The 13,466-nt window shown below is 73.2% G+C and carries 13 protein-coding genes; 11 read left to right on the top strand and 2 right to left on the bottom strand.

Features of this window, described 5'->3' with window-relative positions; all coding sequences use genetic code 11:
- Positions 1–48 precede the first annotated feature (48 nt).
- Positions 49–1,632 (top strand): alpha/beta hydrolase, encoded by a 1,584-nt coding sequence (locus tag HDA43_RS27195; RefSeq protein WP_179826722.1) that lies wholly within the window; start codon positions 49–51, stop codon positions 1,630–1,632.
- Here HDA43_RS27195 and HDA43_RS27190 read toward each other — a convergent pair.
- Positions 1,559–2,905, bottom strand: a complete 1,347-nt coding sequence (locus HDA43_RS27190) for a serine/threonine-protein kinase (protein WP_179826720.1) — start codon at positions 2,903–2,905, stop codon at positions 1,559–1,561. The genes HDA43_RS27195 and HDA43_RS27190 overlap by 74 nt on opposite strands.
- A gap of 393 nt (positions 2,906–3,298) precedes the next feature.
- Between HDA43_RS27190 and HDA43_RS27185 the strand changes: the two genes are divergently transcribed.
- Positions 3,299–3,820: a GNAT family N-acetyltransferase gene (locus HDA43_RS27185; RefSeq protein WP_179826718.1), complete on the top strand. Its 522-nt coding sequence runs from the start codon at positions 3,299–3,301 to the stop codon at positions 3,818–3,820.
- Positions 3,821–3,922: 102 nt separating this feature from the next.
- On the opposite strand, the gene HDA43_RS35425 is transcribed toward HDA43_RS27185, so the two are convergent.
- Positions 3,923–4,759, bottom strand: coding sequence for a helix-turn-helix transcriptional regulator (locus HDA43_RS35425; RefSeq protein WP_312873563.1), 837 nt, complete (start codon positions 4,757–4,759; stop codon positions 3,923–3,925).
- A gap of 143 nt (positions 4,760–4,902) precedes the next feature.
- On the opposite strand from HDA43_RS35425, the gene HDA43_RS27170 reads away from it, so the two are divergent.
- The 9 genes from HDA43_RS27170 to HDA43_RS27130 all read left to right on the top strand — a co-directional run bounded on the left by HDA43_RS27170 (position 4,903) and on the right by HDA43_RS27130 (position 13,442).
- Positions 4,903–5,343 carry a hypothetical protein gene (locus HDA43_RS27170; protein WP_246424735.1) on the top strand — a complete coding sequence of 147 codons (441 nt, stop codon included), beginning with the start codon at positions 4,903–4,905 and terminating at the stop codon, positions 5,341–5,343.
- Positions 5,344–5,353: 10 nt separating this feature from the next.
- Positions 5,354–6,514, top strand: a complete 1,161-nt coding sequence (locus HDA43_RS27165; RefSeq protein ID WP_179826716.1) for a glutathionylspermidine synthase family protein — start codon at positions 5,354–5,356, stop codon at positions 6,512–6,514.
- A 67-nt stretch (positions 6,515–6,581) separates the two neighbouring features.
- The gene (locus HDA43_RS27160) at positions 6,582–7,067 is read left to right on the top strand and encodes a DUF350 domain-containing protein (RefSeq protein ID WP_179826714.1); all 486 of its coding nucleotides are present in this window, start codon (positions 6,582–6,584) and stop codon (positions 7,065–7,067) included.
- 268 nt (positions 7,068–7,335) lie between these two features.
- Entirely contained in the window at positions 7,336–8,445 is a 1,110-nt protein-coding gene (locus tag HDA43_RS27155; RefSeq protein WP_179828713.1) for a PucR family transcriptional regulator, read from the top strand.
- A 117-nt stretch (positions 8,446–8,562) separates the two neighbouring features.
- Entirely contained in the window at positions 8,563–9,456 is an 894-nt protein-coding gene (locus HDA43_RS27150) for an ACP S-malonyltransferase (protein ID WP_179826712.1), read from the top strand.
- The gene (locus HDA43_RS27145; protein WP_179826711.1) at positions 9,457–10,413 is read left to right on the top strand and encodes a beta-ketoacyl-ACP synthase III; all 957 of its coding nucleotides are present in this window, start codon (positions 9,457–9,459) and stop codon (positions 10,411–10,413) included.
- 67 nt (positions 10,414–10,480) lie between these two features.
- The gene (locus HDA43_RS27140) at positions 10,481–10,723 is read left to right on the top strand and encodes an acyl carrier protein (protein ID WP_179826710.1); all 243 of its coding nucleotides are present in this window, start codon (positions 10,481–10,483) and stop codon (positions 10,721–10,723) included.
- A 51-nt stretch (positions 10,724–10,774) separates the two neighbouring features.
- The gene (fabF, locus tag HDA43_RS27135) at positions 10,775–12,007 is read left to right on the top strand and encodes a beta-ketoacyl-ACP synthase II (protein ID WP_179826709.1); all 1,233 of its coding nucleotides are present in this window, start codon (positions 10,775–10,777) and stop codon (positions 12,005–12,007) included.
- A 13-nt stretch (positions 12,008–12,020) separates the two neighbouring features.
- Positions 12,021–13,442, top strand: coding sequence for a carboxyl transferase domain-containing protein (locus tag HDA43_RS27130; RefSeq protein ID WP_179826708.1), 1,422 nt, complete (start codon positions 12,021–12,023; stop codon positions 13,440–13,442).
- Positions 13,443–13,466: the final 24 nt, after the last annotated feature.

The following is a 13,466-nucleotide window of genomic DNA, read 5'->3' as shown; positions in this document are numbered from 1 at the left end:
GCTAGTGTTGGATCGCTTCCCCCGGCGTCCGAATCGAGGGAGCATCACGTGCGAAAAGTCCTGGCGGTGGCGACCGCGGCGACCGTCCTGTCCGGCCTGTTGACCGCCTGCAGCGATCCGGCCCGCAACAGCGGGCTCGGCCCCGCCGACCCGTCCTCACCGGCCGGGGGGACCGCCGCGCCGTCGGGGACGACCGGGACGGCGGGCGAGACCGGGGCGGCCGGGCGCATCGCGTGGGGGCCCTGCACCGACGTCCGGGGGCCCAATGGGCAGGTCCCTGCCAAGCCCGACGCCACCCTGCGGTGCGGCTCGCTGCGGGTGCCGCTCGACTACGCCAAGCCGGGCGGCGAGACGCTGGACATCGCGATGATCCGCATCCCGGCGACCGACCAGGCCCGGCGGATCGGCTCCCTGGTCTTCAACTTCGGCGGCCCCGGCGCCTCCGGCGTCGACACCATGGCCCAGGCCGCCAAGGCGTTCGCCGGCCTCAACACCCGCTACGACCTGGTCAGCTTCGACCCGCGCGGGGTGGAGCGCAGCTCCGGCGTCAGGTGCGACGGCGAGCACGTCATGGACCGCTACACCTCGATGAACACGATCGCCGCCACCCAGGCGGACTGGGACCGGCAGGAACGCATCATCAAGGACTTCGCCGCCGCCTGCCAGCGGACCTCCGGGAAGGTCCTGCCCTACGTCGGCACGGTGAACGCCGCCCGCGACATGGACCGGATGCGCGAGGCGCTCGGCGAGCCGAAGCTCAACTACTTCGGCATCTCCTACGGCACGCAGCTCGGCGCCGTCTACGCCACCGAGTTCCCCAAGAACGTGGGCCGCTTCGTGCTGGACGCCCCGCTGGACCCGAGCGTCTCGATGAACAGGCGCACCGTGGTGCAGTCCGCCGGGTTCCAGCACGCCTACGACGACTTCCTGAAGGACTGCATCAAGGGACCCGGCCGGTGCGACATCGGCGCCGACCGGACCATCGCGAACAAGAACGTCGAGAAGTTCATGGGCGACGTGGAGGACAAGCCGCTCAAGGTCGGTTCCCGCGAGCTCACCCAGGGGCTGGCCAACACCGGCGTCGCCGCCGCGCTGTACTCGAAGCTGACGTGGCCGCTGCTGGAGCAGGGGCTGAACATGGCCTTCAACGACGACGGGCGGCTCCTGCTCAGCCTCGCCGACAACTACAACGGGCGCCTGCCCGACGGGTCCTACACGACCCTCATGAGCAGCTTCCCGGCCATCAGCTGCGCGGACACCGCCGAGCGGCCGGACCTCGCGCAGCTGAAGCGCACCCAGCAGGAGGCGCTGGAGGTCTCCCCGCTGTTCGGCAGCGCGGGCATGGGGCTGATCTGCTCCTCCTGGCCGGTCAAGGGCAGCAACGAGGCCCGTAAGGTGAACGCGGCCGGCTCCGCGCCGATCGTGGTGATCGGCGGCACCGGCGACCCGGCCACGCCGTACGAGTGGGCGCCGAAGCTGACCGAGCAGCTCGGCACGGGGGTGCTGGTCACCTACAAGGGCGAGGGCCACGGGGCCTACATCTCCGGCGACCAGTGCGTCAAGAAGGTGACCGACAAGTATCTGCTCGAAGGGGAGGTCCCTGCCAAGGGCACCACCTGCGCGGCCTCCTGACCCTCCCGCCTCTCCCTCCACGCGGAGAGCCGTACGGCGCGGCGACGGCTCTCCGCGCCGAGCCGTCCGACGCGGGCGGCGGCTCCCCCCGCGGACCGCACGGCTCGCGGCTCGCCGGGCCGGGCCGTACGGCTGCCGCAGGTCTCCACGCGGGGCCGTACGGCTCAGCCGCAGCTCTCCATGCGGGGCCGCGCGGTCTCGTGGCGGAAGCCGACGCCGGAGAAGTGCTTTTCGAGCAGCGACTCGATCGTCCCGTCGGCGTACAGGGCGCCGATCGCAGCGCCGCGGCTATCGCGGCGAGGACCGCGGCCGCCCCGGCGACGGCCCGGCGCCGCCGCCGGACCGCGGGCGGGTTCAGTGGGTTCGACGGGTTAGGCGGGTTCGGCGGGTTCGTCCGGGCCAGGTCCAGCGTGGCGGCCTGCGCGCCCTCGGCCAGCTCCTCCCGGGACGCCTCGCCGTCGTCCGCCGGGTGGCCGAGCAGGCGTTTGAGCACCTCGTCCATGGACGGCCGCAGCGACTGGTCCTTGTTCAGGCAGTGGGCGACGATCGGGCGCAGGTCCTCCGGCAGCGCGCCGAGGTCGGGGTCGTGGTTGACGACGCGGTTGAGCGTCGCCACGATCGTCTCCGCGGCGAAGGGCGCCCGGCCCGCGGCGGCGAAGACCATGGTCGCCCCCCAGGCGAACACGTCGGCGGGCCGGCCGACGCGTTCCTCGGCGATCTGCTCGGGCGCCATGTAGGCGGGTGTGCCGACGGCGCGGGTGGTGATCGTCCCGCTCTCATCGATGATCTTCGCGATGCCGAAGTCGACGACGCGGGGGCCGTCCGGGGCGAGCAGCACGTTGTCCGGCTTGAAGTCGCGGTGGGCGATCCCGGCGTGGTGGATCGCGGTCAGCGCGGTGGCCGTGCCGGTGGCGAGCCGTTCGAGGGCCTCGCCGCCCAGCGGCCCGTCACGCTCGACGATCCGGCGCAGCGAGGGGCCGTCGATCAGCTCGCTGGCGATGTAGGGGGTCTCGCCGTCGAGGTCGGCGGCGAGCACCCGGGCGGTGCAGAAGGCGTCCACCCGCCGGGCCGCGGCGAGTTCCCGGGCGAAACGGGAACGGGCGTGGCTCTCCCCGGTGAAGCGCACGTGCAGCAGCTTGACGGCGGCACGCCGGCCGTCCTCGGCCTCCCCGAGGTAGACGACGCCCTGGCCGCCCTCCCCCAGCCTGCCCCTGAGCGTGAAGTCCCCCAGCCGCGGCGGGTCCCCGGGCCGCAGCGGTTCGATCTCCGGCATCGACGACCCCTCGTGTGCGCCCCTCGTCACGCTCGCCGGGTTCAGCATGGCACACGGGCCGGTGAAGATCCGCCGCTTTGACGACCGCGACGAATCCGGACGAAACCCACCCTCCCCAGGACCCTCCCCGACCGCTCCCGATCCCCGCGTCCCTCTCCCGGGCCGCTCCCGATCCCCGCGTTCCCCTCCCGCGTCTCTCCCGGACCGCTCCCGATCCCCCGGTCCCTCCCGTGCCTCGCGCGCCCTCCCGGACCTGCCCCAGGCCCCTCCCGTGTGCCCCGCACTTCCTCCCGGGCCGGTCCTGACACCGGCCCCCGCGCCCCCGCGGCCCCCGGATCCATCAGAATGGCGCACGGCGAGGGAGAACTCACCTCATGGGAACGGGGGCGGCTCATGCCGACGTCGGAGACGATCGTCCGCCCGGCCGAGCCGGCGGACCTGCCGGCCGTGGCCGGCATCTACACCCACTACGTGGTCAGCAGCGTGGCCACGTTCGAGGAGACGCCGCCGCCGGTCGCCGACTGGCTGAACAGGCTCGGCGACCTCGCCGACCGGGGGCTTCCGTTCCTGGTGGCCGAAGTGGCCGGCGAGGTGGCCGGATACGCCTACGCCACGCCCTGGCGGCCGAAGCCGGCCTACCGGCACACCGTCGAGGACTCGATCTATCTCGCCCCGGACCACACCGGCCGGGGGCTGGGCGGCGCGCTGCTGGGGGCACTGGTGGAGCGGAGCGAGCGGGCCGGCGCGCGCCAGATGATCGCGGTCATCGCGGACACGGGGAGCGAGGCGTCGGCCGCCCTGCACCGCCGGTTCGGCTTCTCCGCCGTCGGCCTGCTGGCGAAGGTGGGGCACAAGCACGGCCGCTGGATCGACACCCTCCTGATGCAGCGGGAGCTGGGCGCCGGAGCAGGCTGACCGCCCGGCGCGCCCGGGTCCTGCCGTACGGCGGGAGGCCCGCGCGGCGGCCGGGTCCGGCGGTGGCCGCACCGCCGTACGGCCGGGTCCCGGGGCGGGGGCTCACTCCGGCTCGGCGGACTCCCGCAGCACGCCGGGGAGGCCGGCGGCGTATCGTTCCGGCGACTGCTCGGGTGCGGCCTCGGCGGTCTCCTCGGCCCAGGCGATGCGGTCGAGCTTGAAAACCCGGACGTCCTGGCGGAGCCGGTCCATGCCCATGAGGTACCACTGGCCGCCGCGCCCGCCCATGAAGACCGCCGGCTCCACCTCGCGGACGGTGGACCGGCCCTTGCGGTCCTCATAGCCCATCCGCAGCACCCTCCGGCGCAGCAGCGCCCCCTCGATCACCGCCGCCACCCGGGGGTAGGGCTCGGGCTCGGCCGCGGCACGCGCGGGGACGACCGGCCACCCGGCCCCGTCGCCCTCCCCGCCGCCGGCCGGTCGCTCCGCCCCGCCGTTCCCCCCGCCGCCGCCCGGTCGCCCGGCCTCGCCGTCACCGGCGGAGCGTCCCGCCCGCCCGCTCCCGCCGCCACCGGCCGCGTCCTCGTGCCTGACCTCTCCGGGAGACGGCGTCGCCGCGGCGAGCCGGCGCAGGGCGTCGCGGGCGGGGCCGGCCAGCGGGGTGTCCGCGGCCCGGACGAGCGCCACGGCGACCGCGGCCGCCTCCTCCGCGGTGAAGGCGACCGGGGACGGGGCGGCGGACATGTCGAGGGCGTGGCCGCCCCGTCCGCCGGGTTCGGCGCGCACGGGGACCCCGGACTCCCGGAGCGCGGCGAGGTCGCGCTCGACGGTGCGTTTCCCCACCCCGAGCCGGTCCGCCAGCTCGCGGACCCGCAGGAACCCGGGCGCGGCGGCGCGGAGCTCTTCGACCAGGACGTAAAGCCGATCGGTGCGGTTCACACCTGTGACGTTACGCGCCGGCGCCGACATCCTCCACGCGCCGGCCGGCCCATGGCCGCCGAAACGCGCATCGATCCAGTTACGGCGGTTGAATGGTCAAAAGGGCGCCGATAATCTGTCCCGACGCATCTCATTGGAGCTCGATGGCAGCAGGACCGAAACACCCCATGGGCATGGACCCCGACCACTCGCCCACCCCCTCCTCCTCCGGGAAGGGCTTGAGGGGCTCGAAGGCGTCCAAGGGCATCGTGCTCGGCGGCGTCGCCGTAGTCACGCTCCTGCTCATCGGCTACTGCAGCGCCCAGGAGGACGACTACGACGAGGTCAACGCCGAGTGCGTCGACCTCGACAGCCAGCAGCCCGACGGCTCCTACACCGTCGTCGACGAGGACTACTGCGACGACGACGGCTCCCACTACCACGGCTCGTACGGCGCCTACCGCTGGTACTACGGGGGCGTACGGTCCGGGGCCCGCGTCATGCGCGGCACCACCGTGCGCCCGGCCGACGTCAGGATCGTCAGCCGCCAGGGCACCGTGATCCAGCGCGGCGGCTTCGGCTTCCGCGGCGGGAGCGGAAGCTGAGCGCGGACGGATGAGACGTGAGACCTCCGTCCCCCGGGACGGCTGGGAGGAGATCGTCGAGGGTCAGGGCCTGGCCTTCCACCGTTCGGCCCACCCCGGCGGCCTCGGCCGCCCCTACTGGGACGAGTCCGTGCAGTACGTCTTCTCGATGGACGAGGTCCTCGCCCTGGAGGAGCAGGTCGAGGAGCTGCACCGGATGTGCCTGGCCGTGGTGGACCACGTCGTCCGCCACGACCGCTACGCCGACTTCGCGATCCCCGAGTGGGTGCGGCCGGAGATCGCCCGGTCCTGGGAACGGGCCGACCCCCACCTGTTCGGCCGGTTCGACCTGCGCTACGACGGCGCCGGTCCCGCCAAGCTGCTGGAGTACAACGCCGACACCCCGACCAGCCTCCTGGAGAGCTCGGTCGTGCAGTGGTTCTGGCTGCAGGACCGCCACCCGGACGGCGACCAGTGGAACTCCATCCACGAGCGGTTGATCGAGCGGTGGCGGGGGCTCACGGAGGTGCTGCCCACGGGGCCCGCGCACTTCGCCTGGACGAAGATGGACGAGACCGGCGAGGAGGCGATGACCCTCGCCTACCTCCAGGAGACCGCCGCCCAGGCGGGCCTGAACACGATCGCGGTGGCCATGGAGGACATCGGCTGGGACGGCCTCAACCTGCGGTTCGTGGACATGGAACGGCGGGTGATCCGCTCCCTGTGCAAGCTGTACCCGTGGGAGTGGGCGGTCGCCGACGCGTTCGGGGCGCGGGCGGTCGCCCAGCAGGTGTCGATGACCTGGATCGAGCCGCTGTGGAAGATGCTGCTGTCCAACAAGGCGCTGCTGGCGCTGCTGTGGGAGCTGTACCCGGGGCACCCGAACCTGCTGCCCGCCTACCTCGACGGACCACGTGACATGACGTCCTACATCGTCAAGCCGCTCCTCGGCCGGGAGGGGGCGGGCATGCGGGTCGTCACGCCCGGCGGCGGCGTCGAGACCGGCGGCGGCTACGGCGCCGAGGGCCACGTCCACCAGGAGTTCCGGGCGCTGCCCGACTTCGACGGCTGGCGTCCAGTGCTCGGCGCCTGGGTCGTCCATGACGAGGCGGCCGGGGCCGGCATCCGCGAGACCTCGGGGCTGATCACCGACGACACCTCGTCGTTCGTCCCGCACCGGATCGAGCTGTGACCCGAGCCCTGATCCGCACTCCCCGTCCGATCCCGACAAGCATCCTCCCGACTTCCGGAGAAAACCCATGAGCCCCAGCCCCCTGCCGGTCGCGCTCCAGGCCGCGGCCGACGCCCAGACGCTCTCGCTCGGCGAGACCCTCGGCCGCGGCGCCCTCGCGGTCGTCGCCTACGCCGTCCTCGGCCTGATCCTGATGATCATCGGCTTCTTCGTGATCGACCTGGCCATCCCCGGCAAGCTCAGCCGGCTGATCAGGGTGGACTGCAATCCCAACGCGACCCTCCTCACCGGGTCGGGCCTGACCGCCGTCGGGCTCATCGTCGCGGCCTCCATCTGGTCCTCCGGCGGCGCCCTGCACGAGGGCCTGCTGACGACGCTGGTGTTCGGCCTGGTCGGCATCGCCGTGCAGACCGTGGCGATGGTCGTCTTCGACAAGGTCGTCGGGATCTCCGTACGCGACCTGGTCAGGGAGAGCGACCCACAGCCCGGCGCCCGGCTCCTGGCGATCACCCACCTGGTGATCGGCCTGATCACCGCCGTCGCCGTCATCTGAGCGCAGGGGCCCGGTACGGCCCGCTCCGGCCCCGTTCCCGCGGCGCCGGGAGACGGGCCTGCGGGCGCGTCACAGGGTACGGCGGCTGGCGCATCTCGTCCGACCTGGCACTCTTAGTGACGTGAGGGAGCGGATCGAGGAGGCCGGCGGCGACGGCCGGGCCGGTGGGACCACCGTCAGGATCGACGGGGAAGACCTGGACCCGGACCACGGAGGCCCGGACCAGGACCGGATACGGCAGGACACCACCCGCAGGCTGGAGCGGGCCATGGGCGCGCTGGGCACGGCCGCCATGGCCCGGATGGACGACCGGCTCATGTGGTTCCGCGCGCTGTCGGCCGAGGACCGCTCGTGGGTCGGGCTGGTCGCCCAGGCCGGCATCGCGGCGTTCGTGGAGTGGTTCCAGCACGCCGGCGAGGACCGGCCCACCCCGAGCATCGAGTTCTTCGGCACCGCCCCCAGGGAGCTGAAGCGGTCGATCTCGTTGCAGCAGACCGTGGACATCGTCCGGACCGTGGTCGAGGTGGTCGAGGCGCAGACCGCGGAGCTGGCCGCGCCGGGCGGGCGGGAGCAGCTGCAGCAGGCGATGCTCCGGTACACCCGCGACGTCGCCTTCGCCGCCGCCCAGGTCTACGCCCGGGAGGCGGAGGCACGCGGCTCCTGGGACGCGCGGCTGGAGGCGCTGATCGTGGACGCGCTGGTCCGCGGCGAGGTGGACGACGGCCTGCACTCGTGGGCCGCCGCGCTCGGCTGGACCTCCTCCCCCGTCGTCGTGCTGGCCGGGCAGGCGCCCGACGACGACCCGCAGGCGGTGGTCGACGGGCTGCGCGAGCGCGGGCGCAGGTCCGCGCTGGACCTGCTGGCGGGGGTGCAGGGCGACCGGCTGATCGTGATCGTCGGCGGGGCCGACAGCGTCGGGGCGGCGGCCCGGCACGTGGTGCCGCGCTTCGGCCCGGGCCCGATCGTGATCGGCCCGGAGGTCGGCGACCTGCACGCGGCCGCGAGCTCGGCGCGGGCGGCGATGGCCGGCCTGCGCGCCGCGCCCGCCTGGCCGGACGCCCCCCGGCCGGTCCACGCCGAGGACCTGCTGGCCGAGCGCGCCATCGACGGCGACGCCGACGCCCGCGCCCAGCTCATCGAGAACGTCTACCGGCCGTTGACGGGCACGCCGCTGCTCGACACGCTCGCCACCTACCTGGAGCAGGGCACGTCCCTGGAGGCGACGGCCCGGCTGCTGTTCGTCCACCCCAACACGGTCCGCTACCGGCTGCGTAAGATCACCGAGCTGACCGGGTACCAGCCCACGGAGGGGCGGTCGGCCTTCACCCTGCAGGTCGGGCTCATCCTCGGGCGACTGTCCGAAACATCCGTGACATAGCCGTCTTTACTTAACGTCCAAGAAACTCCCACTGTAGGGTTCCTACAAAATTTTACGGACGAACTTCGTCCGGATCCTTACCCGGATATCGAACCCCTACAGGGCAGGCTGGATTTCGTGCTCGCCATCGTCGCTCCGGGCCAAGGCGCCCAGACCCCAGGTTTCCTGACTCCATGGCTTGAAGTCCCGGGCCTGGCGGACCGGCTGTCCGCCTGGTCCGAACTGGTCGGCCTCGACCTGATCGCCTACGGCACCACCGCCGACGCCGAGGAGATCCGCGACACCGCGGTCGCCCAGCCGCTGCTGGTGGCCGCCTCCCTGGCCGCCGCCGAAGCCCTCGGCGTGACCCCCGACGTCGTGGCCGGGCACAGCGTCGGCGAGCTGGCCGCCGCCGCCCTGGCCGGGGTGCTCACCCCCGAGCAGGCCCTGACGCTGGTCCGCGAGCGCGGGCAGGCCATGGCCAAGGCCGCCGCCGTCACCGCCACCGGCATGACCGCCGTCGTCGGCGGCGACGAGGACGAGGTCCTGGCCGCCATCGAGCGGCACGGCCTGACCCCGGCCAACATGAACGGCTCCGGCCAGATCGTCGCCGGCGGCACCCTGGAGCAGCTGGAGGCGTTCGCCGCCGACCCGCCCGCGCGGGCGCGGCTGATCCCGCTGAAGGTCGCCGGAGCCTTCCACACCGTCCACATGGCCCCGGCCTCGGAGCACCTGCGCCAGGCCGCGGCCGGCCTCACTCCCGCCGACCCGCGGGTCACCCTGCTGTCCAACGCCGACGGCACGGCCGTCACGGGCGGCGCCGAGTTCCTCGGCCGCCTCGTCGCCCAGGTCGCCGGCCCGGTCCGCTGGGACGCCTGCATGGCCACCATGACCGGCCTCGGCGTCACCACGATGATCGAGCTGGCCCCCGGCGGCACCCTCACCGGCCTGGCCCGGCGCGGGATGCGCGGGGTCACCACCGTCGCGCTGAAGACCCCCGACGACCTGAACGCCGCTCGAGAGGTTCTCTAGATGAAGACGATCCAGGGCGCTCCGGGCGCGAAGATCCTGGCCTTCGGCCACTACCAGCCGTCCAAGGTGGTCACCAACGCCGACCTGTCGGCGACCATGGACACCAACGACGAGTGGATCCAGAGCCGGGTCGGCATCAAGGAACGGCGGATCGCCACGGCCGGCGAGTCGGAGATCGACCTGGCCGTGCAGGCCGGCGGCAAGGCCCTGGCCGCCAGCGGCCTGTCGGCCGGCGACATCGACCTGGTGATCGTCGCCACCTGCACGCTGGAGGCGCAGATCCCCAACGCCGCCGCCCGGGTCGCCACCCGCCTCGGCATCGAGGCCCCCGGCGCGTTCGACGTCAACACCGCCTGCTCGGGCTTCTGCTACGCCCTCGCCCTGGCCAACGACGCCGTCCGCGCCGGCTCGGCCGTCAACGTGCTGGTCGTCGGCACCGAGAAGCTCTCCCAGTGGATCGACTGGACCGACCGCAGCACCGCGGTGATCTTCGCCGACGGCGCGGGCGCCGCGGTCGTCGGCCCGTCCGACACCCCGCGCATCGGCCCGGTGGTGTGGGGCAGCGCCGGCGACAAGGCCGACGCCATCATGATCAAGGACCGCGACTCGTTCCTCCGGCAGGAGGGACAGACCGTCTTCCGCTGGGCGACCACCGCGCTCCACCCGGTGGCCAAGGAGATCTGCGAGCGCGCCGGGGTGGACCCGGCCGACCTCGCGGCCTTCGTGCCCCACCAGGCGAACCTGCGGATCATCGAGGCCATCGCCCGCCGGCTCGGCGCCGACAAGGCCGTCATCGCCAAGGACATCGTCCTGGCGGGCAACACCTCGGCCGCGTCGATCCCGCTGGCCCTGTCCCGGATGGTCGAACGCGGCGAGGTCCAGTCGGGCGGGCTCGTCCTGCTGCTGGGCTTCGGCGCCGGGCTGACCTACGCCGGCCAGGTCGTCGAGGTCCCCTGAAAAGCCTGTACGGCCCCGCCGTACGGAAAACCGCAACAACACCCGATTCCCAAGGAGAACACGCGACATGGCTCAGATGACCGAGCAGGAGATCCTCGCCGGCATCGGCAAGATCGTCAACGAGATCACCGGTGTCCCGGCCTCCGAGGTCACCCCGGAGAAGAACTTCGTGGACGACCTCGACATCGACTCGCTGTCCATGGTCGAGATCGCCGTCGCCGCCCAGGACGAGTTCGGCGTCGAGATCCCCGACGACCAGCTCAAGCACCTCAAGACCGTCAAGGACGTCATCAACTTCATCCAGAGCTGAGACGTCCCGACGCCCCCCGGCCCTGACCAGCGATTCGCAAGGAGCAAGAACGTGAGTACAGACCAGGTACGTGTCGTCGTCACCGGGCTCGGCGCGACGACGCCCCTCGGCGGAGACGTCGCCTCGACCTGGTCGGCGCTCCTCGCCGGTCGGAGCGGGGTCCGCGACCTCACCACGGACTGGGTCGACTCCGTCCCGGTGAAGTTCGCCGCCGTCGCCGCCGTGGACCCGACCGAGGTGCTGCCCCGGCCGGAGGCACGGCGGCTGGACCGGGCCGAGCAGTTCGCGCTGGTCGCGGCCCGCGAGGCCTGGAAGGACTCCGGGATCGAGAAGGTCGACCCCGAGCGGCTCGGCGTGGTCGTGGGCAGCGGCATCGGTGGCATCACCACCATCCTCGCCGCCTACGACACCTTCAAGGAGCGGGGCTGGCAGCGGCTCTCGCCGTACACCGTGCCGATGCTGATGCCGAACGGCGCCGCCGGGTGGATCGGCATCGAGGTCGGCGCCCGGGCCGGCGTGCACGCCACGGTCAGCGCCTGCGCCACCGGCGCCGAGTCGATCGGCTACGCCATCGAGATGATCCGCTCCGGCCGCGCCGACGTGGTCGTGGCCGGCGGCACCGAGGCGGCCATCCACCCGCTGAACATCGGCTCCTTCTCCGCCATGCGCGCGATGTCGCTGCGCAACGACGAGCCCGAGCGGGCGTCCCGGCCGTGGGACAAGAACCGCGACGGGTTCGTACTCGGCGAGGGCTCGGGCATCGTCGTCCTGGAGTCCGAGGAGCACGCCCGGGCCCGCGGCGCCCACGTCTACGCGGTGGCCGCAGGTGTCGGCTACTCCGCCGACGCCCACCACATCGCCCAGCCCGAGCCGACCGGCGCGGGGGTGATGCTCGCCATGCGCCGCGCCCTGCAGGACGCGCGCCTGGCCCCCGAGGACATCAGGCACGTGAACGCGCACGCCACCTCCACCCCCGCCGGGGACGTGGTGGAGACCATCGCGATCAAGGAGGTCGTCGGCGGCCACCCGCTGGTCACCTCCACCAAGTCGATGACCGGCCACCTCCTCGGCGGCGCCGGGGGCATCGAGTCGGTCTTCACCGTCCTCGCCCTGCAGGAGCGGGTCGTCCCCGCCACGATCAACGTGGACGACCTCGACGACGGCGTCGAGGTGGACATCGTGCGCCGCGACCCGCGCGAGCTCCCCGGCGGACGGATCGCCGCGATCAACAACTCGTTCGGGTTCGGCGGCCACGACGTCGCCGTGGCCTTCACCAGCGTCTGACAGGAGCCCCGAGATGACCGTGCTCGACAACAGGGTGGTGAGCGGCTCCCCCGACGGGGAGGCGGCCGATCCCCGCGACCCCCAGGTGCGGATGGCGGCGCTGCTCGACGAGGGCTCGATCCGGCTGATCACCCCGGTCGACCGCAGCGGCGCCCTGGCGGCCATGGGCCGCGTCGAGGGCGTGCCGGTCGTGGTCTTCGTCAGCGACGCCCGGGTCCAGGGCGGCGCGATGGGCTCGGCGGGATGCGAACACATCGTGCACGCCTACGACGTGGCGGTCCGCGAGCGGGTCCCGATCATCGGGGTGTGGCACTCCGGCGGCGCGCGACTGGCCGAGGGCGTGGAGTCGCTGCACGCGGTCGGCCGCGTCTTCGCCGCGATGACCAGGGCCTCCGGCGTGGTGCCGCAGTTGTCGGTCGTGGTGGGCCCCGCGGCCGGCGGCGCCGCCTACGGCCCGGCGCTGACCGACATCGTGATCCTCTCCGACGAGGGGCGCATCTTCGTCACCGGCCCCGACGTGGTGCGCAGCGTCACCGGCGAGCAGATCGACATGGCCGCCCTCGGCGGACCGGAGCCGCACAGCAAGCGCAGCGGCGTGGTGCACGTGGTGACCAAGACCGAGACCGAGGCGTACGTCCAGGCCCGGCGCCTGGCCGTGCTGCTCGGCCACCAGGGCCGCTTCCGCGGCGAGGCGGAGGAGGTCGACTTCTCCGACCTGCTCCCCGAGAACCCCCGCCGCGCCTACGACATCAAGCCGCTGGTCAAGGGACTGCTCGACGAGCCGGGCGTGGAACTGCAGCCCAAGTGGGCGCCGAACATCGTCACCACGCTGGGCCGCCTCGACGGCCGGACCGTCGGGGTCATCGCCAACAACCCGATGCGGCTGGGCGGCTGCCTGGACTCGACCTCCGCCGAGAAGGCGGCGCGGTTCGTCCGCATGTGCGACGCCTTCGGAGTGCCGCTGGTCGTGGTGGTGGACGTCCCCGGCTACCTCCCGGGCGTCGGCCAGGAACACGACGGCGTGGTGCGCCGCGGCGCCAAGCTGCTGCACGCCTTCGCCGAGGCGTCGGTGCCGCGCGTCACGCTGGTCACCCGCAAGGCGTACGGCGGCGCCTACATCGCGATGAACTCCCGCGCCCTGGGCGCGACCAAGGTGTTCGGCTGGCCCACCACGCAGATCGCGGTGATGGGCTCGGTGGCCGCGGTGCGCATCCTCAAGCGGAGGGAGCTCGCGGCCGCCCCCGAGCCGGAGCGGGCGGCTCTGGAGGCCCGGCTCGCCGAGGAGCACGAGGTCGTGGCGGGCGGCCTGGACCGGGCGGTCGAGATCGGCGTGGTGGACGAGGTGATCAAGCCGGAGGAGACCCGCGGCGCCATCGCCAAGGTCCTCGCCCAGGCCACCCCGGCGCGCGGCGCCCACGGCAACATCCCGCTCTGACCCCCTTCCGGAACCCGCGGCCCG

Source organism: Streptosporangium sandarakinum (genome assembly GCF_013409935.1).
GTDB lineage: Bacteria > Actinomycetota > Actinomycetes > Streptosporangiales > Streptosporangiaceae > Streptosporangium > Streptosporangium nondiastaticum.
This window is presented reverse-complemented; position numbering and strand designations above follow the sequence as displayed.